We start from the raw sequence: 23618 nt of genomic DNA, 5'->3' as shown, positions 1-23618 counted from the left end.
CGGTATAACAGCCGGGAACCGGCGGCTTCCGCCCCGGGCCACGAACACCCTGGGAGGGGATCCACATGCGCAAGCTTCTCGTCGCCACCGTGCTCGCCGTCGCGTCGTTCGCGACCTCGCTGGCCATGGCCCAGAGCAACCCGTTGATCGGCAAATGGAAGACGTTGGACGACGAATCCGGCAAGCCCATGACGATCAGCGAGATCTACATGGCCAAGAACGGCAAGCTCGCCGCGCGCATCACCGAGAACCTCGGCCTGCCGGAAACCTGCACCGGTTGCAGCGGCGAATACCACAACAAGCCCTTCGTCGGCATCGTCACGCTGTGGAACCTCAGCCCGACCAGCAACGGCAAGTGGGGCAACGGCAACGGCTACAAGCCTTCCGAGGACCGCCACTTCAAGGTGAAGTCGGTGGAGCTGATCGACAATGGCGAACGCGTGCAGGTCACCGGCTGCGTCCTCTTCATCTGCAAGAAGGCGGAATGGGTGCGGGTACATTGACGCAGCGCCTGCCGCCGAACGGCCCGCGCTGCGGGCCGTTCGCATTTACGCCACCGGAGAATCCGATGCGATCGTTCGTTCTGCTCATGTTCGCCTTGTTGCTGCCATGCGGCGCATACGCGCAACAGGCATCGCCGATCGGGCAATGGCGCACCATCGACGACCACAGTGGCAAGCCGCGCTCGATCGTCGAGGTGTACGCGAATGCGGATGGCTCGCTGTCCGCGCGGATCCTGCGCCTGCTGGACCTGTCGAAGGGCGCGAATCCGCCGTGCGATGCCTGCCGCGGCGCACTCCACGGCAGACCCGTGGTCGGCATGGTGATCGCTTGGGGCCTGCATGCGGACGATGGCGGCTGGAGCGGCGGCCGCATCCTCGATCCGGACAACGGCAAGGAATATGCGGTGAAATTCACGCCGGTCGATGGTGGGCGCAAGCTCGAAGTACGCGGCTATGTCGGCGTTCCGATGGTCGGCCGCACCCAGGTCTGGCAGCGCGAATAAGCGCCCGGAACGCCTACGGGGCGCATGCGATAATTCATCATCGGCCGCGCTCGCGGCGCCTTGTTGCCTCCATGCCACGCGACATCTTCACCACCTTCGCCCTGCCCTACGCCAACGGCGCCCTGCACCTGGGCCACCTAGTGGGCTACATCCAGGCCGACATCTGGGTGCGCGCGCGGCGCATGGCCGGCGATACCGTGCATTTCGTCAGCGCCGACGACACCCACGGCGCGCCGATCATGCTGGCCGCGGAAAAAGCCGGGCTGACGCCGGAAACCTTCATCTCCGGCATGCAGGAATCGCACGAACGCGACCTGCGTGCGTTCGGCGTCGAAGTCGACCATTACGACTCGACCAACTCACCGCGCAACCGCGCGCTGACCGAAGACATCTACCGCCGGCTCGAGGGCAACGGCCATATCGCGCGACGGTCGGTCGAACAATTCTACGATCCGGTGAAGGGCATGTTCCTGCCCGATCGCTACGTCAAGGGCATCTGCCCGAACTGCGGTACCCCGGACCAGTACGGCGACAACTGCGAGAACTGCGGCGCAACCTATGCGCCGACGGACCTGAAGGAACCGAAATCGGTGCTGTCGGGTGCGACGCCGGAACTGCGCGAATCCGGGCATTTCTTCTTCGAAGTCGGGCGCTTCGCCGATTTCCTGCGCGAATGGCTGGACGGCGACGTCGCCGCGCCTGGGGTGAAAGCCAAGTTGCGAGAATGGCTGGACGCCGAGGGCGGGCTGCGCGCCTGGGACATCTCGCGCGATGCACCCTACTTCGGCTTCGAAATCCCCGGCGCGCCCGGCAAGTACTTCTACGTCTGGCTGGATGCGCCGATCGGCTACCTGTCCAGCTTCCAGGCGCTGTGCGAACAGCGCGGCATCGACTACGACGCCTTCCTGCGCAAAGGAATCGACGAAAACCCGAACCGAACCGAGATGCACCATTTCATCGGCAAGGACATCGTCAATTTCCACGGCCTGTTCTGGCCGGCGGTGCTGCACGGTTCCGGCCAGCGCGCGCCGACGCGACTGCACGTCAACGGTTACCTGACCGTGGATGGCGCGAAAATGTCGAAGTCGCGCGGCACCTTCGTGATGGCGCGCAGCTACCTCGATGCCGGGCTCGATCCGGAAGCGCTGCGGTATTACTTCGCGACCAAGACCAGCGGCGGCGTCGACGACCTCGACCTCAACCTCGGCGACTTCATCGCCAGGGTGAACAGCGACGTGGTCGGCAAGTTCGTCAATCTCGCAAGTCGCTGCGCGAAGCTGCTGGAAACGCACTTCGAGAATACGGTCGGTCCCTCTCCGCTTTCGGGACATGCGACCAATACCAGCGACGGATGGCAGGCCGATGCCGTATCGCTGCTGTCGAACGTGCGCGCTCTTGTCCAGCTTTCGGACGCGCTCTACTCGGAGAACAATCCTGCCGCAGTGGCGCGGAACGCGATGGCAGCGGCGGACTTGGCTAACGAGTACATCGCGCGTACCGCCCCATGGGCCTTGGCGAAGGATCCGGCGCGGCGCGGCGACCTGCATCTGGTGCTATCGACTGCATTGCAGGCGTTCGCCGATATCGCCTCCGCGCTGAAACCCGTCCTGCCCCGCACCACGCAGGGGATCGAGGGTTATCTCGGCGTCGTCCTGCAAGCGGACGTTGGCAACGATCGCCTCGTCGAACTTTGGGGTCGCACGCTCAACCCGTACTCCCCGCTTTTCACCCGCATCGACCCCAAGCACATCGACGCCATGATCGAAACCGGCAAGGACTCCCCCGCAAACGCGGCCACGCCCGTCGCGACTTCCGTCGCTCCCACGAGCGCGACCATCGGCATCGACGATTTCGCCAAACTCGACCTGCGCATCGGCAAGGTGCTCGAATGCGGCTTCGTCGAAGGCTCCGACAAGCTGCTGCGCTTCCTGCTCGACGCCGGCGAACTCGGCCAGCGCCAGATCTTCTCCGGCATCCGCGCCAGCTACGGCGAGCCGGAAAAACTCGTCGGCCGCAACGTGGTGTTCATCGCCAACCTCGCGCCGCGCAAGATGCGCTTCGGCACAAGCGAGGGGATGATCCTGTCCGCGGGCTTCGATGGCGGTTCGCTGTCGCTGCTCGATGTCGATGCCGGCGCACAACCGGGCATGCCGGTGAAGTGAGCGCACGCGCGCCGCTCGATTCCATCGATCTGGTCGAACGCCTCGACCGCATCCTGCCGCAGACCCAGTGTGGGCAATGCGGTTTCGAGGGTTGCCGACCATACGCGGAAGCGATGGCACGCGGCGAAGCGGGCATCGACCATTGCCCGCCCGGCGGCGATGCCGGTGCGCGCGCATTGGCGAAACTGCTCGGCATCGAAGCGAAGCCCTACGACCGCGGCCGCGGCGAACACAAACCCGCGCAGGTCGCCGTCGTCGTCGAAGCCGACTGCATCGGCTGCACGAAATGCATCCAGGCCTGCCCGGTGGACGCGATCATCGGCGCATCGAAGCTGATGCACGTCGTGGTCGAACCGTTGTGCACCGGCTGCGAGCTGTGCGTGCCCGCCTGCCCGGTGGATTGCATCGAATTGCGTAACACCGACGCCCGAGATCGCTCGAGCCCGGCGTGACCGGATCGTGCTAGCGTACCGGCACTCCCGCCGCCACCAACTCATTCCACGGCATGGATCAGGCCAAGAGTCCACACCAGAGCGCAGGGCCCGCAGTGCTGTGGGAGGAAGCGCAACGCCTCATCCTCGAAAACCGTGTCGAAGAAGGCCGCGCCCGTCTCCTTGCGATACTGGAAACGCAGCCGCGCAACGCGCCGGTCCACATGCTGTTGGCCGGGACCAGCCTCGCATCCGGGAAGCTGCAGCGAGCGACAGCCGAACTCCGTGCAGCGGCCATGTCGATTCAGAACGATCCGGCGCTGCTGATCCAGGTCATGCAGGCCATGTCGCGCCTGGGGGAAACCAACGACACGCGCATGTGCCTTCGCCACCCGCTGATACCCCGACTGCAGAACGGCCCGATGCTGACCGCGATCGGGCATGTCTACCAGGGGATCGGGCTGAATGCCGAAGCGCTGGCAATGATGGAACGCGCGAAGCGTACTGGCTACGACAATGCCGACTTCCGCTATTTCCACGCGCTACAGCTGCAGTTCAATGGCCGCCTCGGCGAAGCCGAGGCCGAAATGGAAAGCTGCCTGAAGCTCGGCCCCACCTTCGGCCGCGCATCGCTTTCGCTCGCGCGCATCCGGAAACAAACCGCCGACTCGAACCACGTCGCGTTCCTGCAGGAACGCCTGCAGTCGGTTCCGAAGGGCAGCGAAGACCATGCGGCCTTCGAATTCGCCCTGTACAAGGAATACGAGGACCTTGGCGACCTGGATGCCGCGTGGTCCGCATTGCAGCGAGCGAACGCGGTCATGGCGGCGAGGGTTCCCTACGACGCCGCCAGCGAGGAAAAACTGTTCGACCTGCTCATCCAGCGCTTCGATTCGGACGCGCCCCGTGGCGAAACGGGAATTCCGCCCGGGCCGATGCCGATCTTCATCGTCGGCATGCCACGGTCGGGCACCACCCTGCTCGAACGCGTGCTCGGCAGCCATTCGCAAGTCGCATCCGCCGGCGAACTGAGCGACCTGCCGCGGCAACTGCGCTGGGTCGCGGATCGCCACGGGCATCCGGTAGTGGACGAAGACCTGCTAAACGCCATGCCGGGAATCGACTTCGCGCTTCTGGGCCGGCGCTACCTGCAGCAGAGTCAATGGCGCGCGAATGGCAAGCCGTTCTACATCGACAAGCTTCCGCCGAACTTCATGTTGATCGGCTGCATCCGGCGCGCGCTTCCGCACGCCAGGGTCGTGCACATGGCGCGTGACCCGATGGATGTGTGCTTTTCCAACTATCGCGCGATGTTCGGCGATTCGTATGCCTACAGCTACGACCTCGATGCGCTATCGCACCATTACCGCCAGTACGACCGCCTGATGCAGCATTGGCGCGAGACCATGCCCGGCTTCGTGATAGACGTTCCCTACTCGAACCTGGTGCTGGACACGGAGCGCACCTGTCGAGAACTCATCGCCGCCTGCGGCCTTACGTTCGAGGAGGGATGCCTCGACCATACCCGCAACAAGGCCAGCGTGGCGACGCTCAGCAGTGCACAGGTCCGGCAACCAATCCACTCGCGCGGCCTCGGGGAATGGGAAAAGTATGCCCAGCGGCTGCAAGGACTCCGAACGGCCCTCCTCGGATGACTCGATACCAAGCGGGTCAATCGCGGATTTCGATACCCGCATCCTCGAGCATGCGTCGCAACGGCGCCAGCTGCGGCCGGTAATTTTTCCAGCGGCCGATCGAATTCGAGTTCATCGGCTCGCGCACCTGCAACGCGCTCGCGGTCGCGACCGGCGCTGCGTTGTCGTTGAACCGCAGGCATGCTTCCTCCCAAGGAAGGCCGCAGAACTCCAGGAGCCGCTGTGTCCACCTTTCCTGATCGTGCACCAGAGCCTCGTATTCCACCGTGAGGATCCGCCCCGGGAGCATCCGTTCCCAGTACGCCATCAATCGATCGAAGAGCATGTAGTAACGCCCCGTATCGAGGATGTCCAGGGAATAGTCGTAGTACGGCGACGCCAGCGCAAACAATTGCCGGAAATTGCCCAGGCAGGTATCCATCGGGTGGCGGCGGACGCAGATCATCCTCGCCATCGGCAACGCATTGGCGATATCCCCGGCATAAAGGAAATTCTGGGGCAGCTTGTCCACGAATCTGGGCTTTTTTCCCGTGCCCGGCCTCGTGCTCGCAAGGTAATCGCCGCCCAACCCGGCCCAATCCAGCCGGCGTGATCGCATGATCGTATCGGGGTCGAGCATGGACGACGTGGCGCTGCCGGAAGCCCGTTTCAGCACGAAACCGAAATTTTCCAACTCCCCCATTGACTGCACATGGGAATGACTGGAGAGGATCCGCTCGACCAGCGTCGTTCCCGAACGAGGCATCCCGAAAACGAAGATCGGCTCGCTGCTTGGGTGGCCGGATGTCGACGGAACCGCTCCGCCGAAATTCCGTTCGATGGCTTCGAACATGGCCTCGTCGCGGGAAATCAAATATCCCTTGGCGATCCGGAGGGGAGTCTTGCCCAGGACGAGGTGCTCGAAGGCATCGGGATATTGGCCGAGGTCCTCGAATTCCTTCGAAAGGGCCATGTGCACGTAGGTCGCGGCGTCCGGGCCTTGCGCATCTGGAAGGACCGCCAACAGGCGCTCGACGTGATTGCGATCGTCGGTCTGCTTCCGGAGTTTCGCCAACGCAGGGTAGGCCTTCCAGAAACCGGGGTCGAGTTTCAGGCACTCCTCCAACTGCACCTCGGCGGCCGCAATACTGCCCGTGAAGATGAGTGAAGTGGCGAGGTTGAAACGGTAACCGGCACTTTGCGGATTCGAATCGACCAGCCGCTGGAAAACCTCCACCGCCTTGATGTGCTCGTTCAATCGGGAAAAGACCACGCCGAGCATATCGAGCGCTATTGGATCCCGAGGCAGGAGCGCCCAGGCTTTCCCCGCAACCACCGAGGCATCGGCGTACCTGCGGACGGCAGTCAGTGCCCTCGAGAGTTGAACGAGGTAGTCGGCCCTGGCCGGATCGAGATTGACTGCACGGGATAGGTATTCGATCGCCGAAGGCGTTTGTCGAAGCTCGAGCGCCGCGGCCCCTGCGATGAAATACAGGACGGCGGACGACGGCATTTCCGGAATCAGGTCCAGCGCGAGCTTTCGAGCCTGCGGCCAATCGCCCTTGCGAAGCGCCGCCACCGCCGCGCCGAACCTTTCCTTCAACGCATTCGCTGTCGCCTGCACGTCAGTGCACGGATTTGCATGCGCTGCATATCCGCTCGACCTTGTAGCCCTTCGCGCGCAGCTTCTCGACCACGCCGTCGGAGCCGATCAGGTGCAGGCTGCCGACCACGACGAGGGTGTTCCCGTCGTGGGAAGCGCGTAGCCGCTGTTCCAGCTTCGGCACCCATGCATCGTTGCGCGCGACGTTGATGCGCTTGTACAGCGCCGGGTATTCGTCGCGCATCTCGACCGCCATGCCGTTCCACAGCGTGTCGGCATCGCCGGCGCGCCACGCCGAGTGCAGGCGCGCGACTTCCTTGCTGCCTTCGGCCGCTTCCTGCAGCGTTTCGTCGAGGAACTGGACCTGCTCGGCCTCGCCCATGCCGTCGAGGAAAGCGATCTGCTCGTCGCCGGTCTCCAACCCCGAGGTCGGCTTCTTCGCCGCCTGCGCATCTGCGGAGAAATGCTGGTCGAGGCCGAGCTTCGGGTCGAGGCCCTGCTTGCTCATCTCGACGATGCTCACGGTCAGGCCAACGAACCAGGGTTCGAACAGTTGCAGCATCTGCCCCGGAATCCCCGCCTTCTGCAGCGCGCCTTCGTTCGCATCCACCCATGCGTCCAGCCGTTTCGTGGTGGCTGGCGGCAGGCTCGCGTCGAGTTGCTTGCCATCGCCGCGCAGCGCCGCCTGGCCCATGCGGATCGCCAGGGTCGGCGAGCTCATTTCCTCGGGCGGGATTTCGAACACCACGTCCTTCGAATCGGCGAACGCAGCGTCCACTTCCTTCGACAGGGGATAGTCGCCGGGCAGCAGCATGTGGAACGATCCGAGCAGGTACAGGCTGCTGTCGGCGTCGGAGACCTTCCAAAGCAGCGGCACCGGCGGCGCATTCGCGACCGGAACCGCCGCGGGCTTGTGCATGGGTGTCGAGGCCTTCCTTGGCGCCGCGGCCTGCGCCGACCACAGCGCGACGACCGCGAACAGCCCGACCAAAGCCGCGACGCGTGCGAACCGCGACCGCTCGACGTTACTCACGAGCCGTGGTTCCCGGCATAGGCCTTCTCGCCCGCGGTGATGGCGAGGTCCAGCCGGTTCTGCGCCGGCGGCAGCGGGCAGGTCGCGAAGGAGGTGAACGCGCAAGGCGGGTTGTAGCTCTGGTTGAAGTCCACCGTCACCCGACCCTGCGCATCGGGCATCGGCGTGTACAGGAATCGACCGGCGCCGTAGCTGCCGTGGCCGTTGGTGCGGTCGGCGAACACCAGGAACAACTCGCCCTCGCCTTCGTCGATGGCTTCGATGCGGTAGGTCTTGCCGTCGCGTTCGAACTCGACCGCGCCCGGGTTCTTCGCATCGTCGAGCCCGCCGATGATGTTCGCGACCTGGATGGTGGTGCCTTCCGGATGCGGCACGAACTTGCCGGCGATGCGCCAGGCCGCGTCCGCGGGCCAGTATTCGAGTCCGGCGAACTGCAGGCGCGTTGGCGCATCCGCGTGCTTCACGCGCAGGCCGTAGCGATCGCCGCGCTGGATCACCGTCGCCTCGCCCTTGCCGTCGTCGAAACCGATCACGTTCGGGCCGTTCGGGTCCGCGTCGGTGCGCAGCATCGCTGCGCCCTTCAACGGCTGTGCGTCGAGCGTGAGCGCGGCGTCCTTGCCCGGCACGAAATGCACGCTTCCGTCCTTGCGCAGGTCGATCATGCCGAAGTGTTCCGGCCCCATCGACAGGCGGATGCCGTTGTCGCCGGCGCTGCCGACGAAATGCGGGCCCTGGTCGATCCAGTGCAGGCCGATCAGGCTGGTCCAGCCGTCGGGCTTGAGCAAGCGTTCGCGGCGCTGTTCGCGCCAGGCCTGTTCCTCGAGCAGGAAGCTCTGGTCCTGTTTCGCCATGGTTTTGCTCGCTTCGTTGCTGGGGACCTGCGCCATCGTCGCCGTTTGCGGGCCGCGATGGCATCCCGCCGCGAGCAGGACGGCTGTCGCAGCGGCGATACGGATCGAAGGTTTCATCGTCAGCGTCCTCGCAGGAACCATGCGTCGATCTCGGCCAGGCCGAACCGGGCCCAGGTGGGGCGACCATGATTGCATTGTCCGGAGCGCTCGGTCGATTCCATTTCCCGCAACAGCGCATCCATTTCGGGAACGGTCAGGCGCCGGTGCGCGCGCACCGCGGCGTGGCAGGCCATGGTCGCGAGCAGTTCGTCGCGGGCTTCCTCGACGCGACGCGTCTGGCCGTGTTCGAGCAGGTCGCCGATCACGTCGCGCAGCAATGCGGCGACATCGGTATCGGCGAGCAGGGCCGGCACGCTGCGCAGCAGCAGCGACTGCGGCCCGCTGCGGGTCAGCTCGAAGCCCAGCGCGGCCAGCGTCGCGGCTTCGCGTTCGGCGACCTCGGCCTCGCGCACCGACACGGCCAACGACTGCGGCACCAGCAGCGGCTGCACGCGCACGCCGGCGCCGTCGTGCGCGGCCTTGAGCTTCTCGTAGCCGATGCGCTCGTGTGCGGCGTGCATGTCGACGACGACCAGACCTTCGGCGCTTTCGGCGAGGATGTAGATGCCGTGCAGTTGCGCCAGCGCATGCCCGAGCGGCGGCACCTTGCCTTCGCCCGCGGCGGGCAGCGACAACACCGGCAACGACGGGCCCGGATGTGCCGGTGCATACAAGGCGGCGTATTGCGCCGGCGCCTCGGCCAGCTTCAACGCCATGTCGCCCTGTCGCGGGGGCAGGTTCGGGATCGACGCGGGGACTTTCGGCGAATGCGATTCGACCGGCATTCCCGCCTGTGCACCGGCGCGCGTCCCCGACAGCGCTTCCTGCAAGGTGCGATAGACGAAATCGTGCACCAGGCGCGAATCGCGGAAGCGCACTTCATGCTTGGCCGGGTGCACGTTCACGTCCACCGCGCGCGGATCGAGTTCGAGGAACAGCACATAGGCCGGATGCCGGCCGTGGAACAGGACATCGGAATACGCCTGCCGCACCGCATGCGCGACGTTGCGGTCGCGCACGCCGCGGCCGTTGACGAACAGGTATTGCTGGTCGGCGCTGGCGCGGTTGTAGCTCGGTTGTGCGATCCAGCCGTGCAGTCGCAGGCCCGCGCCGGCGTGGTCGATGCGCAGCACGTTGCGCGAGAACTCCTCGCCCAGCGCATCCACCAATCGCGCACCGGTTTCCGACGCGGAATCGCCGCGATAGCGCCGCAGCGGCTTGCCGTTGTGGCTGATGCGCACTTCCACGTCGGGCCGCGCCAGCGCCAGCGTGCGCAGCCATTCCTCGATGTGGCCGAGCTCGGTGCGCTCCGCGCGCAGGAAGCGACGCCGAGCGGGCACGTTGTAGAACAGTTCGCGCACCTCGACCGTGGTGCCCTGCGGCTGCGCGCTGGGCGCGACCTCGCCGACGCGCCCGCCTTCGACCTGCAGCGCGTTGCCGTTGTCGTCGCCATTGCGGCGCGAAGCGATGCGGAAACGACTGACCGAGGCGATCGACGGCAGCGCTTCGCCGCGGAAACCGAGGGTGGCGACGGCTTCGAGGTCTTCGAGCGAGGCGATCTTGCTGGTCGCGTGGCGCTGCACCGCGACCGGCAGTTCCGCGGCCGCGATGCCGCCGCCGTCGTCGCGCACGCGGATCAGGCGCGCGCCACCTTCCTCGAGGTCGATGTCGATGCGGCTGGCGCCTGCATCGAGCGCGTTCTCGACCAGTTCCTTGACCACCGACGCGGGCCGTTCGACCACTTCGCCTGCGGCGATCTGGTTGACGAGGACATCGGGGAGCAGGCGGATGGTCACGCCCGGGATTTTACGTTCCCGTTGTCATGCTGAGCGCAGCGAAGGACCTGCTTTTTTGGATTATCCGCAGGAAAGGCAACAGCGGGTCCTTCGGCTTCGCCTCAGGATGACAGGCTCCTACGGGCTTCCACCCGCACCGACACCGGCACCGGCGCCGCCGCCATCATTCGTGGCCTGCGCACGCATCGCATACAGCGTGCCCGGCGGCGGCTGGGTGGTGAAGTAGCGGTTAATGCCGCCGAGGATCGCGGTCGCGAGCTGCCGCTGGTAATCCTTGCTGCGCAGCCTGGCTTCCTCGCCCGGGTTGGAGATGAAGCCGGTTTCGACCAGCATCGCCGGCATGTTGTCGGAGGTGCGCAGCACCGCGAAGTTCGCGCGCTCGACTTCACCCTTGTGCAGGTTGCCGATGGCGTCGAGGTTGCCGAGCACGTAGCCAGCGGCGTCCTCCGAGGCTTTGAGGTTGCCGCTCTGGGTAAGGTCGAGCAGCACCGAGGTCAGCACGCTGTCGCCGCCGCGCACGCGGTTGCCGCCGATCACGTCGGCCGCGTTCTCCTTGTCCGCCAGCCAGCGCGCGCGCTGCGACGAGGCGCCGCGGGTGGAGAGCACGAACACGCCTGCGCCGCGCGCATCCGGGCTGGTGAAGGAGTCGGCGTGGATGGAAACGAAGATGTCGGCGCGCGCCGCATGCGCCTTGCGCGCGCGCTGCGGCAGCGGGATGAAATAGTCGGAATCGCGGGTCAGGTAGGCCTTGAGCCCGGGCGTGGCGTCGACCTGGCGCGCGAGTTCGCGGGCGATGGCGAGGGTGACGTCCTTCTCGCGGGCGCCACCACGGCCAAGCGCGCCGGTGTCCTGCCCGCCGTGGCCGGCGTCGATGGCGACGACCAGCGGACGCGTGCCGCCGGCATCGCGCATGGACTTGATCGGTGGCGGCAAGGAAGCCGGGGGCGTCGCCGGCTGCGGCTCACCGGTCGCGACCCGGGTCGGAACGCCGGTCGCGATGGTGCCGACCGCACGGTCCAGCGGGCTCTGGGTGGGCTGCGTGTTCGAAACGACTGGCGCGGTGACGGGGGACGGAGGCACGGACGCCGGCGCCGAGTTCGCGATCGCGGGCGCCGGGCCGTCGTCCGGCCATTCCAGCACCAGGCGCGGGCCGTCGGCGCCGCTTTCCACCCGCGGTTTGAGCGCCACGACTGGGGAAGCGAGATCGAACACGATCCGGGTCACGCCCGGGCTGGGCTGGCCGGCGCGGACACCGCGCACCACGCCGGTGGCGGCAGGCAGGGGGGTGCCACGGCGCAAGGCGCTGCCGGGAAGATCGAGCACCAGCCGGTCGGGATTGGCGAGGCTGAGGACCTGGTAGTCCGCGACGCCATCGAGGCGCAGTTCGGCGCGGGTGCCGGTCGGGCCGCTTTCCAGCCGCAACTGGCTGATTTCCGCGGCGTGGGCAAGGTTCCAGAGCAGCGCCAGCAACAGTGCGGCACCGAGCAAGGTCTGCTGGATTGCGGTCCCCTTTACGCGCATGGCCGGAGTTAAGCACCGGCCGGGGTGGATTGCAATAGGTTTTCCCTTATGAATCCGTGACCTGGGGAACCTTCCTTTCAGCTGGCAGCAAGAAAGGGCTTCAAGCCACTGTCCGCCAGCAGTCGGGTTCGCCAGGCCTCACCCGCCGGGGTGCCCGGTGTCAGGATGGCCGAGCGCCCGTCCCCCTCGATGGCCAGCGCCAGGCTCAGGTCTGGGACTGGCAAGGCGCCGGCGCCTCGTTCGGGCCATTCGACCAGCCACAGTTCGGCATCGTCGCTGTCGAGCGCGAGGAATTCGAGTTCGCCCGCGGCGCCGATGCGATACAGGTCGAGGTGCAACGCGTTGCCGCCACCCGCGAGCGGATAGTGCTCGACCAGTGTGTAGGTCGGGCTGCGGATCGCGCCCTCGACGCCGCAGGCGCGCAACCACGCGCGTGCGAGGGTGGACTTGCCCGCGCCGAGTTCGCCCTGCAGGAATACCACCGCCCTGCCCTTGCGCGTGCGTTCCAGCGCGCGCGCGAGTTCGACGGTCGCGGTTTCTTCAGGCAGGTGCATGCGCGGATTGTCCGGCATTCGCGACGCGACGCAATCGTGCGATGACGTCGCGCGGCGACAGACCGCGTTCGCCATCCTGCGCGGCGACATCGCCGGCCACGGCATGCAGCAACGCGCCCGCGGTCGCGGCATCGAAGGCATCGAGTCCCTGTGCGCGCAAGGCCGCGACCACGCCGGTGAGCACGTCGCCCATGCCGCCGACCGCCATGCCCGGATTGCCCGCGCCGATGATGCGCGGAATGCGATTCGGCGCTGCGATGACACTGCCCGCGCCCTTCAGCACGACCACCGCGTCGAATCGTTCCGCGATCCGCTTCGCGGCATCGATGCGGTCGCGCTGGATCTCCGCATTCGAACAACCGAGCAAACGCGCCGCCTCGCCCGGGTGCGGCGTCAACACCGCGTCTGGCCACGCACGCGGCGACTGCGCGAGCAGGTTCAGCGCATCGGCATCGACGACCAGCGGTTTTCCGCTGGAAATCGCGGCCGAAAACAAGGCCCGTCCCCATTCGCCCTGCCCCAGCCCAGGGCCGAGCGCGAACACGCCATCACGTTCGAGCAGCGAGGCGAACGAATGCGAATCGTCGATGCCGACCGGCATCGCTTCCGGGCAGCGCGCGAGCAACGGCGCGACATGCGCTTCGCGCGTGGCCACGCGCACCAGCCCGGCACCAGCGCGCAACGCGGCTTCCGCGCACAGCAACACTGCGCCACCCATGCCGTGGTCGCCGCCGATGCACAGCACGCGCCCGTGATCGCCCTTGTGGCTGTCGCGGCGCCGTTTCGGCAGGAAGCCGGCGAGGCAATCGGCATCGAACCATTCCGCCGCTGGTTCGATGTCGCCGAACGCGGATGCCGGCACGTCGAGCGTGGCCAGCGACAGCGCGCCGACATGATCCAGCGCCGCGCCGGTGCGCAACCCCGCTTTCGGCGCGATGCATTCCAGCGTGCGCGTCGCATGAACCGCGATTCCCGGCACCGAACCGCGGTCGGCATCGACGCCACTGGGAACATCGATCGCAAGTATCGGCACATTCGCGGAATCGATCGCATCGATCCACGCCGCCGCATCGCCTTCCGGCGCGCGCGACAGGCCGATGCCGAACAGCGCGTCGACAATCAGGCCGGACTCGGCGAGCGCGGACACATCGTTTTCGACACGACCACCCGCCTGCACGCATTCGTCACAAGCACGCTTCGCGGATTCCGTGCGTGGCGGCTGCAGTTGCAACACGCGCACTTCGCGCCCGGATTCGAGCGCATGCCTTGCGAGGACGTAGCCGTCGCCGCCGTTGTTGCCCGGCCCGCAGGCGACCGCGATCCGCCGCGCCTGCGGCCACTGCGCCAGCAGTTCGCGCCAGGCCGCCGCGCCGGCGCGCTGCATCAGCGCGAATTCGTCGCCGAGCGCGACCGTCGCGCGCGCCTCGATGGCGCGCAATGCGGCGACGTCGTACAGCGGGAGGGGCGATGGCATCGCGCGATTCTATACTTGCGTCCATGCCGGAAACCGCCGCAAAACCCGATTACCCCGCGCTCGCCTTGCGCTTCAAGGCGCTGGCGCGCGAGCACGGGTTCCAGCGTTGCGGCATCTCCGGGATCGAACTGGCTGCGGACGAATCGCATCTGCGCGACTGGTTGTCGCGTGGCCTGTACGGAACCATGGACTGGATGGCGCGCCATGGCGAGAAGCGCACGCGGCCGGCGGAGCTGGTGCCTGGAACACTGCGCGTGTTTTCGGTCGGGCTCGACTACGGCCAGGACGAGGCCGCCGCGTGGGACAATCTGCGCGACGGCGAACGCGCCTACGTCGCGCGCTACGCGCTGGGCCGCGACTACCACAAGCTGATGCGGAACCGCCTGCAGAAACTCGCCGACGAAATCGCCGGTGAAATCGGCCCGTTCGGGCACCGCGTGTTCGTCGATTCGGCGCCGGTGCTGGAACGCGCGCTGGCGCGCGACGCGGGCGTCGGCTGGATCGGCAAGCACACCTGCCTGATCGACAAGGATGGCGGCAGCTGGTTCTTCCTCGGCGAGATCTACCTCGACCTGCCGCTCGCCGTGGATCCGCCGGCGACGGAACATTGCGGCACCTGCACGCGCTGCATCGAGATCTGCCCGACGCAGGCGATCGTCGCGCCGCACCGGCTCGACGCACGGCGCTGCATCAGCTACCTCACCATCGAGCACGAAGGCAGCATCGCCGAGGAACTGCGCCCGTTGATCGGCAACCGCATCTTCGGCTGCGACGACTGCCAGCTGGTCTGCCCCTGGAACAAGTTCGCGAAACGCACCGACGAGCCGGATTTCCGCGCACGCAACGATCTCGACAGGGCCACGCTGGCGGAACTGTTCGCCTGGAGCGAGGACGAATTCCTGCAGCGCACCGAAGGCTCGGCGATCCGCCGCAGCGGCCACGACCGCTGGTTGCGCAACATCGCCGTTGCGCTCGGCAATGCACCGAAATCGGAGTCCGTGATCGCCGCGCTGCAATCGCGCCGCGAAGATCCGTCGCCCATCGTCCGCGAACACGTGGAGTGGGCGCTTCGACGACACGGCTCTTGATCTTCCCCTCTCCCCTTGTGGGAGAGGGTGGCGCGTAGCGCCGGGAGAGGGGAATCCATCGCAAAACAACCCCTCTCCTGCCCTTCGGGCATCCTCTCCCACAAGGGGAGAGGAAAGAGCATTAACTGCGCTCGCGGATTTCCTCGAGCAACGCCCGCGTCACTGCATCCTCGGCCTCGACCTCGCCCTTCAGCGCCGGCAGCAGGCGGTTCGCGACCTGCTTGCCGAGTTCCACGCCGAACTGGTCGAAGGCGTTGATGCCCCAGGACACCGCCTGCAGGTAGACGCTGTGTTCATACATGGCGATCAGCATGCCCAGCGTTTCCGGCGTCAGCGCATCGAGCAGCAGCATGGTGCTCGGGCGGCCACCGGGATAGGCGCGATGCGGATCGTCGTGCGATTGTCCGTTCGCCAGCGCTTCGGTCTGCGCCAGCAGGTTGGCGAGCAGCGCGTCACGGTTGCCGGCGTGCGCGTGGTCGCCGCGGACCACGCCGATGAAATCCGCGGGCACCCGCTGCGTGCCCTGGTGCAGGGCCTGGAAGAAACTGTGCTGCGCATCGGTGCCGGCGCCACCCCACCACACCGGCACCGTCTGCGCGGACGCCGTTCCGCCATCCGACCGTACCGACTTGCCGAGGCTTTCCATCACCAGTTGCTGCAGGTAGTTCGGCAGCAGCCTGAGGCGCTCGTCGTAGGGCAGCACCGCCTGCGTGGCGGCGCCGAGCGCATTGCGGTTCCAGACCGCGACCAGCGCATGCCACGCGGCGAGGTTGCGTTCGACCGGCGCCTCGATCACGTGCGCGTCCATCGCCGCGGCACCGGCGAGCAGGCGTTCGAAGCGATCCATGCCGATGGCCAGGGCGATCGGGAATCCGACCGCCGACCACAGCGAATAACGACCGCCGACCCAATCCCACATCGGCAGGATGCGTTCGGCCGGAATGCCGAACGCGGTCGCGCGCTCGACGTTCGCGCTGACCGCGAACAGGCGTTCGTCGCCGCCGAGCCAGTCGCGGACGATGCCGCCGTTGAGCAGGGTTTCCTGGGTACCGAATGTCTTGGAAACCAGGATGGCAGCGGTGCGCGCGGGATCGAGCCCGGCCAGCGTGCGTTGCGCGGCATGGCCGTCGACGTTGGACAGGAAATGCACTTTGAACCGTGCATCGGCATCGGCCAGCGCGTCGACGGCGAGCCGCGGGCCGAGGTCGGAACCGCCGATGCCGATGCTGACGATGTCGGTGACGCCGCTGGCTTCGAGTTGCGCGACCAGTTCCGCCATACGTAACCGCGCCTTCACGGCCTCGGCATGCGCGTCGCGTGAGGCCGCGGCGGTCGAAAGGTCGCCGCGCAACGCGGTGTGCAGCGCGGCGCGGCCCTCGGTGGCGTTCACCGGCTCGCCGTCGAACAAGCGCCGCAACGCACCTGCGAAATCACGTTCGCGCGCGATTTCGAACAATGCGGCCAGTGCGTCCCGGTCCATGCGCTGGCGGGCGAAACTGGCGTACAGCAAGCCGATACGCAGCGCGAAATCGCCGGCGCGCGCCGGATCGGCCGCGACAAGATCCTTCAGCGAGGCGTTCGCCAGCCGTTGCGCATGCGCGTCGAGGCTGGCGAGGCCGCGATTCACGCGGCCTGCTTGGGGATCGAACGATTCGTGTGCGTCATCGCGTTGTGGCGATCGACGTACACCAGCGTCGGCTTGAATTCCGCAGCCTCGGCTTCTTCGCAGTGGCCATAGGCACAAATGATCACCAGGTCGCCGACCGACGCGCGGTGCGCAGCGGCGCCGTTCACCGAAATGATGCCGCTGCCTTCCTCGCCGCGGATGGCGTAGGTGGCGAAGCGCTTGCCGTTGTTGACGTTGTAGATCTCGATCCGCTCGTACTCGCGGATGCCGGAGATGTCGAGCAGGCGGCCGTCGATGGCGCAGGAGCCTTCGTAGTGCAGCTCGGCGTGGGTGACGGTGGCGCGGTGGATCTTGGCTTTGAGCAGCGTGAGTTGCATGGCATCTTCCGGCGCCCGCGGGAGGTGCGGGCGAGAAAAGTGTAGGAGCCGCGTTTCCGCGCTGCAACAAAACCGCCCGATGCGTTCAGCCGGCGCTGCCGCCAAGGTCGAATTCGAGGTTGTCGATCAGCCGGGTCCGACCCAGCCTGGCCGCGACCAGCGCCACCCGCGGCCCGGGCTCGCCGTCCGCCGGTTCGGACAGGTCGGGGCGGCGGACGACGGCGTAATCCGGGACGAAGCCGGCGGCGCGCAGTTCGGCATCCGCCTTCGCCTCGATGTCGGCGCGCGGGCGCCCGGCCAGGGCCGCATCGCGCATCGCCTGCAGGGTGCGGAAGATCGTGGCCGCGACTGGTCTTTCCTCCGCCGACAGGTACTGGTTGCGCGAACTCATGGCCAGGCCGTCGGCTTCGCGCAGCGTCGGCCCGGCGACGATCTCCAGCGCGAACGCGAGGTCGCGCGCCATCGCCCGGATCACCGCGAGCTGCTGGTAGTCCTTGCGCCCGAACACGGCGACATCGGCCTGCACCTGGTTGAACAGCCGCGCGACCACGGTCGCGACGCCGTCGAAATGCCCGGGGCGATGCGCGCCTTCCAGCGTGTCGCCCACGTTCGGCACGTGCATGCGCACGGCGCCGTCGGTGCCGAACGGATACATCGCCTCGACCGACGGCAGCCACAGCGCGTCGCAACCCGCGCCTTCGAGCCCGGCCGAGTCCTGTTCCGGCGTGCGCGGGTAACGCGCGAAATCCTCGTTCGGGCCGAACTGCGTGGGGTTCACGAACACGCTCGCGATCACGTGATCCGCGTGCTGTCTCGCGATTTCGACCAATGAGAAATGCCCGGCGTGCAGGTTGCCCATGGTCGGCACGAAACCGACGCGCAGGCCGGCGCGTTTCCATGCGTCGACGGTCGCTCTTAGTGCCGCGGGTTCGGTGAGGGTTTCGATCATGCGTAGGAATGCGCTTCGTCCGGGAACGATCCATCACGCACCGCGGCGACGTAAGCCTGCACCGCGCCGGCGACCGATCCGCCTTCGGCAAGGAAATCCTTGACGAACTTCGGCCGGCGATGGCCGCTGTCGAGGCCGAGGAAATCGTGCAGCACCAGCACCTGACCGTCGCAGCCGGGTCCGGCGCCGATGCCTATCGTGGGAATCGCGAGGTCGGCGCTGATCGCGGCCGCGAGCGCCGACGGCACGCATTCCAGCACCAGCAGCGAAGCGCCCGCCTCCTGCACCGCGCGCGCATCCGCACGCAGCTGCTTCGCCGCAGCCTCGTCGCGGCCCTGCACCTTGAAGCCGCCGAAACGGTTCACCGATTGCGGCGTCAGCCCGAGATGCGCGCACACCGGGATTTCGCGTTCGACCAGGAAACGGATGACGTCGAGTTTGAAGCCCGCGCCCTCCAGCTTGACCATGCCCGCGCCGGCCTGGACGAAGCGCACCGCCGCCGCGTGCGCCTGTTCCGGCGTGGCGTCGCTGCCGAACGGGAAATCCGCGATTTTCAGCGCACGCTTCGCCCCGCGCGCAACGGCGGCCGTGTGGTAGATGATGTCGTCCACGCGCACCGGCAGGGTGGAATCGTGGCCCTGCACCACCATGCCCAGCGAATCCCCGATCAGGATCAGGTCGACGCCGTTGGCGTCGAACACGCGCGCGAAACCGGCGTCGTAGGCGGTGAGCATCGCCAGCTTGCGGCCTTCGCGCTTGGCCTCGGCCAGCATCGGCACGGTGATGGTGGCGGCTTTGTCCGCGCCGTAGCTCATGGCGCCTCCGGAAGTGCGGCGTGGGGCGGCTAGCCTAACGCCTCGATGCCGTCGGCAGCCATCGCCGCCGGCAGGTCGCGCGCGAGGCCATGGCCGGGAATCGAAACCCCCGGCGCAATTTCGAGCATGGGCCGCAACGCGAACGCGCGCTCGTGCAGGTGCGGGTGCGGCACGCGCAGGCCGGGTTCGTCGATGACCGCGTCACCGTAAAGCAGCAGGTCGAGATCGAGCGTGCGCGGACCCCAGCGGGTTTCGTTGGCGCGGTCGCGGCCGTGCGCCCGCTCGATGGCGAGCAGCGCTTCGAGCAGCTCGCGCGCGGGCAAGGTCGTTTCCAGCATGGCCACGGCATTGAGGAAATCCGGTTGCGCGGCCATGCCCCAGGCCGGCGTGCGGTAACGGCGCGAGACGCGCAACAACTGCGTACCCGGCAAAGCATCCGTTTGCGCGACCGCGGAGGCGAAGGCCGCGGCGACATCGCCCACGTTGCCGCCGAGGCCGACGAAGGCGCGGACGCTCACCCCGCCCCGCCGCCGCGCCGGCGACGGCGGCGCTTGCGCGCGGGTGCGGCATCGGTCGATTCGACTTGCGCCAGTTCTTCCTCGCCCGCTTCCGGCGGCGGCATGCCCGCCTGCAACGCGCGCCAGTATTCGACGTCCGCGGCGTGTTCTGGCGCGGCGGCCTGGCGCAGCACGAGGAAATCGAACGCGGCGCGGAACCGCGGGTGCGCGAGCAGGCGTTGGCTGCGCTTGCGCTGGCGCAGGCGCGACTGCAGCAGCCAGATCTCCTGCATTGGCAGCGAGAAACGCCGCGGCAGCGCGATCCGTGTGGATTGCTGCAGGGTGATTCGGTCGGCGGCGCGGCGCTCGGCCTCGATCGCGTGCACGCCCTGCCCCTGCAACTGCATCAGCTCGCGGCAATAGCCCGGCCACAGCAGCAGCGCGAACAGGAATGCCGGCGACACCGGTTCGCCGCGCGCGACCCGCGCATCGGTGCCTTGCAGGCCCTCGACCAGCATCTTGCGCAACGCGCCGCTGCGGTTGCTGGCCAGCGCGCGCGCGGTTTCCGGCAACAGCGCGCCGAGCAGGCCGTGCGCTTCCAGCCCCTCGAAGCTCGCCAGCGCGTGGCCGGAAAGGAACAGCTTCTGGCATTCGTCGAACAGCCGCGCCGGCGCCGCGTCGTGCAGCAGCGATGCCAGCCCGGGCATCGGCGCCGCAGCCGAAGGATCGATGCTGAAACCGAGCTTGGCCGCGAGGCGCACCGCGCGCAGCATCCGCACCGGATCCTCGCGATAACGCGTTTCCGGATCGCCGATCAGGCGCAGCACCCGCGCCTGCACGTCGTCGAAGCCGCCGACGTAGTCGCGCACCGAGAAATCCTCGATGGCGTAGTACAGCGCGTTCGCGGTGAAATCGCGGCGGACCGCGTCTTCCTCGATGGTGCCGTAGATGTTGTCGCGCAGCACGCGGCCGTCGGCATGCACTTCGCGGTCGCCCTCGCCGTCGTCGCCACCCGCGGAGCGGAACGTCGCGACTTCGATGATCTCGCGCCCGTACACCACGTGCGCGAGACGGAATCGCCGGCCGATCAGGCGGCAATTGCGGAACAGGTGGCGCACCTGTTCGGGCGTCGCGTCGGTGGCGACGTCGAAATCCTTGGGCTGGACGCCGATCAGCAGGTCGCGCACCGCTCCGCCCACGAGATAGGCGGCGTGGCCGGCATCGCGCAGGCGATAGAGCACGCGCAGGGCGTTGGGGCTGATCGAACGGCGCGAGATCGGATGCTGGTCGCGCGGGATGACCCGGGGCACGGCTGTCGGGGCGGGGACGGAACTCAGGGTCGGGTCCTGGCGGGTCTCGGGCGGCGCATGCGCCGCGGGGCGGCCTCGGTGGCCGCGGGATTGCGGCATCTTAACAAGCCATGCGGCACGGGACGTGCCTCGCCGATCCCGCAGGAAGCGTCAACGTTCCAGCAACGGCAACTTGCCGGATTTTCCTTCCCAGTCCGCCGCGTCGGCCGGAGGATCCTTGCGCACGCTGATCACCGGCCAGTCCTTCGCCAACTCCGCGTTGAGCGCGATGAAGCCTTCCTGCCCGGCGGGCACGTCGTCCTCGGGATAGATCGCGTTGACCGGGCATTCCGGCTCGCACAGGGTGCAGTCGATGCACTCGTCCGGGTCGATGACGAGGAAGTTCGGGCCTTCGTGGAAACAGTCGACCGGGCACACCTCGACGCAGTCGGTGTACTTGCACTTGATGCAGTTCTCGGTGACGACGAAGGGCATGGCGGTGGTTTCCTTTGCGGCTTGGCGCGATTGTCCTTCCTGCGAAAGCCGGAATCCAGCATGGCTCCGCGGGATGGCTGCGGCCGGCAGCCGACCGGGTCCGGAAACGCGAAGGGCGCCCGCAGGCGCCCTTCGGCCTTGAAACGATGCAGGGTCAGGAACCGATTTCGTAGTAATAGCTGGCGTAGAGGTAGTTGATGCTGGTTTGGGGCGGCAAGTTGCAAGTGATGGTCAAATATCCGCTCCCCGGGATCGGGGCGCCTTGGGCATAGCCGAAATCGGCGGGGAACCAACTCAGCTGTCCAGCCGCGGTCGTGGAGGCGGGCAAGTCCACGGTCTTGCTGGAATATTTCATGGGTGCATTGCCGAGGGCACCCACAACTGCCGTGCAAGTCACGCTGTGCGCGGTACCGTCGAGTGACTGCATCCACATACCGATGCCCGTGATTGGCGAAGCCAGGTCGTCCGAAGGAGCGACTACGAACGGACAAATGACGAAATTGCTGATGCTGGCGGATTCGTTCCGGGCGCCCGTTGCCTTGGGACGGAATGCCGTGTTCGTGGTCGGAATGCTCAATTGGCAATTCCCGCCAGGAACAATGATCCACCCCTCCGTGGTAGCGGAACGTGCGTGCGGCGCGATCGCCAGACCCAGAAGGGTCACTAGGCAGACCGAACCGAAGGAAACGTGATGGGAGCGCATTGGGATTTCCTGATTGATGGTTAATGCCGGGCGGCAAGAAAAAACCCCGTGCAAGGCACGGGGTTTTCCTGTGTGGCGCTCCCTACGGGATTCGAACCCGTGTTTTAGCCTTGAGAGGGCCACGTCCTGGGCCTCTAGACGAAGGGAGCAATGACCTTCGCGGGGCGCGATTGTAGCCCGATCAGCCGCCCAATGCGGTCTTGAGCGCGTCCAGCACCTTCTGCTGCGCCGGGCCGTTGGCGGCGACGCCGCGCGGATCGACCGTCGACACCTGCACGTTGTCGCCGTTCTGCACCAGGCGCACCAGGAAGTCGCTGCCTTCGTAGCTCACGTCGTAGCTGCCCAGCAGCGGCGCCTTGGTCGCGATGGTCAGGCCCGGGATCGCGGCGAGCGCGTCGCCGATCTTGGCGAACACCGCGTCGCGCTGGCCGGGGACCGTGAATCCCGGCGCCTGCTGCGCCCCGACCTGCGAACGCATCACCGAACCGCCAGTGGCAGGCAACGCCATCGCGCTGCTGGTGTCGGGCTGGTCGAGGTCCGGCGGCACTTCCAGCGGCCGGCTCTCGGGGCTGTTGCGGTAGGCGTCGGTTTCGCCACGATGGAACCAGTGGCAACCGGCGGTGCCGAGCGCGGCGACCGCGAGCAGGACGGCGGCGGCGGTACGCGAGGGACGGAACGTGGACATCGGTGGCTCCTGGGTTCAGGCCGCGAACGCGTCGCGGCAGGATGATTCGAGGTCGCGGATTTCCGCGGCGATCGAGGCGGCGGATTCCGCATGTTGCGGCGAAAGCGGCGTCAGCGGCAGGCGCAGGCCGTGGCCGATGCCGTTGCGCGCGAGGATCGCCTTCACCGGGATCGGGTTCGGTTCGATGCCGAGGAAGTCGTAACTGCGGCGCAAGCGCGCATCGAGCGCGTTCGCGGCATCGGCATCACCGCCACGGGCGAGGTCGCAAAGCCGTCGGAAGCTGCGCGGCAACACGTTCGACGCCACCGACACCACGCCATCGGCGCCGGCGAGCATGGCGCGGCAGGCGGTGGGATCGTCGCCGCTCAACACCGCGAATTCCTTCGATTTCAACGGCAGCAATGCATCCATGCGTTCGGCTTCGCTGCGCGCTTCCTTGATGCCGACGATGCGCGGATGCGGCGCGAGCGCGGCGGCCGTTTCGGGCAGCAGGTCGCAGCCGGTACGACCGGGCACGTTGTAAAGCACGATGGGCAACGCGCCGTCGTCCGCGACCGCGCGGTAATGCGCGAGCAGGCCCTCCTGCGTGGGGCGCACGTACGGCGGCGTCACCACCAGCGCGGCATCGGCGCCGAGCGCGGCGACGCGACGGGTCTGTTCGATGGTCTTCGCCGTGTTCGACAAACCGGTACCGGCGAGCACCGGCACGCGACCGGCGACGAATTCCACCGCGCTGCGCAGGATCGCGTCGTATTCCACGTCGTGCAGCGCCGCAGCCTCGCCAGTGGAACCGGCGACGACCAGCGCCTGCGTGCCGCCATCGAGCTGCGCCTGCAACAGGCGGCGCCAGGCGTCGAGGTCGATTTCGCCCGCGGCGGTGAACGGCGTCGCGAGCGCGGTGATGCTGCCGGAAAGTCGCAAGCGGGGGA

Annotated in this window: 23 protein-coding genes and 1 tRNA gene; 6 read left to right on the top strand and 18 right to left on the bottom strand. The window is 67.3% G+C overall.

Annotated features, from left to right (window positions below; translation table 11 throughout):
* Positions 1-65: 65 nt before the first annotated feature.
* The 5 genes from FNZ56_RS01780 to FNZ56_RS01760 all read left to right on the top strand — a co-directional run bounded on the left by FNZ56_RS01780 (position 66) and on the right by FNZ56_RS01760 (position 5254).
* Positions 66-503: a DUF2147 domain-containing protein gene (locus FNZ56_RS01780; RefSeq protein WP_143878208.1), complete on the top strand. Its 438-nt coding sequence runs from the start codon at positions 66-68 to the stop codon at positions 501-503.
* A gap of 65 nt (positions 504-568) precedes the next feature.
* Entirely contained in the window at positions 569-1006 is a 438-nt protein-coding gene (locus FNZ56_RS01775; RefSeq protein WP_143878207.1) for a DUF2147 domain-containing protein, read from the top strand.
* A 71-nt stretch (positions 1007-1077) separates the two neighbouring features.
* Complete coding sequence (metG, locus tag FNZ56_RS01770) at positions 1078-3168, top strand: methionine--tRNA ligase (protein ID WP_143878206.1); 2091 nt, start codon at positions 1078-1080, stop codon at positions 3166-3168.
* Positions 3165-3620: an Rnf electron transport complex subunit RnfB gene (rnfB, locus tag FNZ56_RS01765; protein WP_143878205.1), complete on the top strand. Its 456-nt coding sequence runs from the start codon at positions 3165-3167 to the stop codon at positions 3618-3620. The genes metG and rnfB overlap by 4 nt, the downstream gene beginning before the upstream one ends.
* A 275-nt stretch (positions 3621-3895) precedes the next feature.
* Positions 3896-5254, top strand: coding sequence for a tetratricopeptide repeat-containing sulfotransferase family protein (locus FNZ56_RS01760; RefSeq protein ID WP_185970769.1), 1359 nt, complete (start codon positions 3896-3898; stop codon positions 5252-5254).
* 16 nt (positions 5255-5270) lie between these two features.
* On the opposite strand, the gene FNZ56_RS01755 is transcribed toward FNZ56_RS01760, so the two are convergent.
* The 7 genes from FNZ56_RS01755 to FNZ56_RS01725 form a co-directional block, all read right to left on the bottom strand.
* The gene (locus tag FNZ56_RS01755) at positions 5271-6857 is read right to left on the bottom strand and encodes a tetratricopeptide repeat-containing sulfotransferase family protein (RefSeq protein ID WP_246064653.1); all 1587 of its coding nucleotides are present in this window, start codon (positions 6855-6857) and stop codon (positions 5271-5273) included.
* 1 nt (position 6858) lies between these two features.
* Complete coding sequence (locus tag FNZ56_RS01750; RefSeq protein ID WP_143878203.1) at positions 6859-7869, bottom strand: TraB/GumN family protein; 1011 nt, start codon at positions 7867-7869, stop codon at positions 6859-6861.
* Positions 7866-8837 carry a DUF1684 domain-containing protein gene (locus FNZ56_RS01745; RefSeq protein ID WP_143878202.1) on the bottom strand — a complete coding sequence of 324 codons (972 nt, stop codon included), beginning with the start codon at positions 8835-8837 and terminating at the stop codon, positions 7866-7868. The genes FNZ56_RS01750 and FNZ56_RS01745 overlap by 4 nt, the downstream gene beginning before the upstream one ends.
* A gap of 2 nt (positions 8838-8839) precedes the next feature.
* On the bottom strand, positions 8840-10615 hold the full coding sequence (gene mutL, locus FNZ56_RS01740; protein ID WP_143878201.1) for a DNA mismatch repair endonuclease MutL: 1776 nt from the start codon (positions 10613-10615) through the stop codon (positions 8840-8842).
* 117 nt (positions 10616-10732) lie between these two features.
* Complete coding sequence (locus tag FNZ56_RS01735; protein WP_143878200.1) at positions 10733-12136, bottom strand: N-acetylmuramoyl-L-alanine amidase; 1404 nt, start codon at positions 12134-12136, stop codon at positions 10733-10735.
* Positions 12137-12213: 77 nt separating this feature from the next.
* A complete protein-coding gene (gene tsaE, locus FNZ56_RS01730) occupies positions 12214-12690 on the bottom strand; it encodes a tRNA (adenosine(37)-N6)-threonylcarbamoyltransferase complex ATPase subunit type 1 TsaE (protein WP_143878199.1) in 477 nt (158 codons plus the stop codon).
* Positions 12677-14164 (bottom strand): NAD(P)H-hydrate dehydratase, encoded by a 1488-nt coding sequence (locus FNZ56_RS01725; RefSeq protein ID WP_143878198.1) that lies wholly within the window; start codon positions 14162-14164, stop codon positions 12677-12679. The genes tsaE and FNZ56_RS01725 overlap by 14 nt, the downstream gene beginning before the upstream one ends.
* Positions 14165-14187: 23 nt before the next feature.
* Here FNZ56_RS01725 and queG point away from each other — a divergent pair, with 23 nt between their 5' ends.
* Positions 14188-15252, top strand: coding sequence for a tRNA epoxyqueuosine(34) reductase QueG (queG, locus tag FNZ56_RS01720; protein ID WP_143878197.1), 1065 nt, complete (start codon positions 14188-14190; stop codon positions 15250-15252).
* A gap of 121 nt (positions 15253-15373) precedes the next feature.
* Here queG and pgi read toward each other — a convergent pair whose 3' ends face one another.
* From pgi to dapA, 11 genes are all read right to left on the bottom strand, one after another.
* Positions 15374-16879 (bottom strand): glucose-6-phosphate isomerase, encoded by a 1506-nt coding sequence (pgi, locus tag FNZ56_RS01715; protein WP_143878196.1) that lies wholly within the window; start codon positions 16877-16879, stop codon positions 15374-15376.
* The gene (panD, locus tag FNZ56_RS01710) at positions 16876-17256 is read right to left on the bottom strand and encodes an aspartate 1-decarboxylase (protein ID WP_143878195.1); all 381 of its coding nucleotides are present in this window, start codon (positions 17254-17256) and stop codon (positions 16876-16878) included. The genes pgi and panD overlap by 4 nt, the downstream gene beginning before the upstream one ends.
* Before the next feature lie 85 nt (positions 17257-17341).
* A complete protein-coding gene (gene panC, locus FNZ56_RS01705; RefSeq protein ID WP_143878194.1) occupies positions 17342-18205 on the bottom strand; it encodes a pantoate--beta-alanine ligase in 864 nt (287 codons plus the stop codon).
* A complete protein-coding gene (panB, locus tag FNZ56_RS01700) occupies positions 18202-19020 on the bottom strand; it encodes a 3-methyl-2-oxobutanoate hydroxymethyltransferase (RefSeq protein WP_143878193.1) in 819 nt (272 codons plus the stop codon). The genes panC and panB overlap by 4 nt, the downstream gene beginning before the upstream one ends.
* A gap of 29 nt (positions 19021-19049) precedes the next feature.
* Positions 19050-19538, bottom strand: coding sequence for a 2-amino-4-hydroxy-6-hydroxymethyldihydropteridine diphosphokinase (folK, locus tag FNZ56_RS12820; protein ID WP_185970768.1), 489 nt, complete (start codon positions 19536-19538; stop codon positions 19050-19052).
* Positions 19535-20926 (bottom strand): polynucleotide adenylyltransferase PcnB, encoded by a 1392-nt coding sequence (gene pcnB / locus FNZ56_RS01690; RefSeq protein WP_143878192.1) that lies wholly within the window; start codon positions 20924-20926, stop codon positions 19535-19537. The genes folK and pcnB overlap by 4 nt, the downstream gene beginning before the upstream one ends.
* A gap of 51 nt (positions 20927-20977) precedes the next feature.
* On the bottom strand, positions 20978-21301 hold the full coding sequence (gene fdxA, locus FNZ56_RS01685; protein WP_143878191.1) for a ferredoxin FdxA: 324 nt from the start codon (positions 21299-21301) through the stop codon (positions 20978-20980).
* A 154-nt stretch (positions 21302-21455) separates the two neighbouring features.
* Complete coding sequence (locus tag FNZ56_RS01680) at positions 21456-22004, bottom strand: hypothetical protein (protein WP_143878190.1); 549 nt, start codon at positions 22002-22004, stop codon at positions 21456-21458.
* A gap of 73 nt (positions 22005-22077) precedes the next feature.
* Positions 22078-22153: transfer RNA gene (locus FNZ56_RS01675), tRNA-Glu, on the bottom strand.
* A 32-nt stretch (positions 22154-22185) separates the two neighbouring features.
* The gene (locus tag FNZ56_RS01670; RefSeq protein ID WP_143878189.1) at positions 22186-22689 is read right to left on the bottom strand and encodes a hypothetical protein; all 504 of its coding nucleotides are present in this window, start codon (positions 22687-22689) and stop codon (positions 22186-22188) included.
* Positions 22690-22704: 15 nt separating this feature from the next.
* On the bottom strand, positions 22705-23610 hold the full coding sequence (gene dapA / locus FNZ56_RS01665; RefSeq protein ID WP_143878188.1) for a 4-hydroxy-tetrahydrodipicolinate synthase: 906 nt from the start codon (positions 23608-23610) through the stop codon (positions 22705-22707).
* Positions 23611-23618 lie beyond the last annotated feature (8 nt).

The sequence above is a fragment of the Lysobacter lycopersici genome (assembly GCF_007556775.1).
GTDB classification, from domain to species: Bacteria; Pseudomonadota; Gammaproteobacteria; order Xanthomonadales; family Xanthomonadaceae; genus Pseudoluteimonas; species Pseudoluteimonas lycopersici.
Note: the sequence above shows the minus strand (reverse complement) of the source record. Positions and strands in the feature narration are given on the sequence as shown.

Bases quoted from the DNA above. Each gene is read 5' to 3' on its own strand.
- FNZ56_RS01780 (WP_143878208.1), top strand. From the start codon at position 66: ATGCGCAAGCTTCTCGTCGCCACCGTGCTCGCCGTCGCGTCGTTCGCG.
- FNZ56_RS01775 (WP_143878207.1), top strand. From the start codon at position 569: ATGCGATCGTTCGTTCTGCTCATGTTCGCCTTGTTGCTGCCATGCGGC.
- metG (WP_143878206.1), top strand. From the start codon at position 1,078: ATGCCACGCGACATCTTCACCACCTTCGCCCTGCCCTACGCCAACGGC.
- FNZ56_RS01760 (WP_185970769.1), top strand. From the start codon at position 3,896: ATGTCGATTCAGAACGATCCGGCGCTGCTGATCCAGGTCATGCAGGCC.
- FNZ56_RS01745 (WP_143878202.1), bottom strand. From the start codon at position 8,837: ATGAAACCTTCGATCCGTATCGCCGCTGCGACAGCCGTCCTGCTCGCG.
- FNZ56_RS01735 (WP_143878200.1), bottom strand. From the start codon at position 12,136: ATGCGCGTAAAGGGGACCGCAATCCAGCAGACCTTGCTCGGTGCCGCA.
- tsaE (WP_143878199.1), bottom strand. From the start codon at position 12,690: ATGCACCTGCCTGAAGAAACCGCGACCGTCGAACTCGCGCGCGCGCTG.
- FNZ56_RS01725 (WP_143878198.1), bottom strand. From the start codon at position 14,164: ATGCCATCGCCCCTCCCGCTGTACGACGTCGCCGCATTGCGCGCCATC.
- queG (WP_143878197.1), top strand. From the start codon at position 14,188: ATGCCGGAAACCGCCGCAAAACCCGATTACCCCGCGCTCGCCTTGCGC.
- panD (WP_143878195.1), bottom strand. From the start codon at position 17,256: ATGCAACTCACGCTGCTCAAAGCCAAGATCCACCGCGCCACCGTCACC.
- panC (WP_143878194.1), bottom strand. From the start codon at position 18,205: ATGATCGAAACCCTCACCGAACCCGCGGCACTAAGAGCGACCGTCGAC.
- panB (WP_143878193.1), bottom strand. From the start codon at position 19,020: ATGAGCTACGGCGCGGACAAAGCCGCCACCATCACCGTGCCGATGCTG.
- pcnB (WP_143878192.1), bottom strand. From the start codon at position 20,926: ATGCCGCAATCCCGCGGCCACCGAGGCCGCCCCGCGGCGCATGCGCCG.
- fdxA (WP_143878191.1), bottom strand. From the start codon at position 21,301: ATGCCCTTCGTCGTCACCGAGAACTGCATCAAGTGCAAGTACACCGAC.
- FNZ56_RS01680 (WP_143878190.1), bottom strand. From the start codon at position 22,004: ATGCGCTCCCATCACGTTTCCTTCGGTTCGGTCTGCCTAGTGACCCTT.
- FNZ56_RS01670 (WP_143878189.1), bottom strand. From the start codon at position 22,689: ATGTCCACGTTCCGTCCCTCGCGTACCGCCGCCGCCGTCCTGCTCGCG.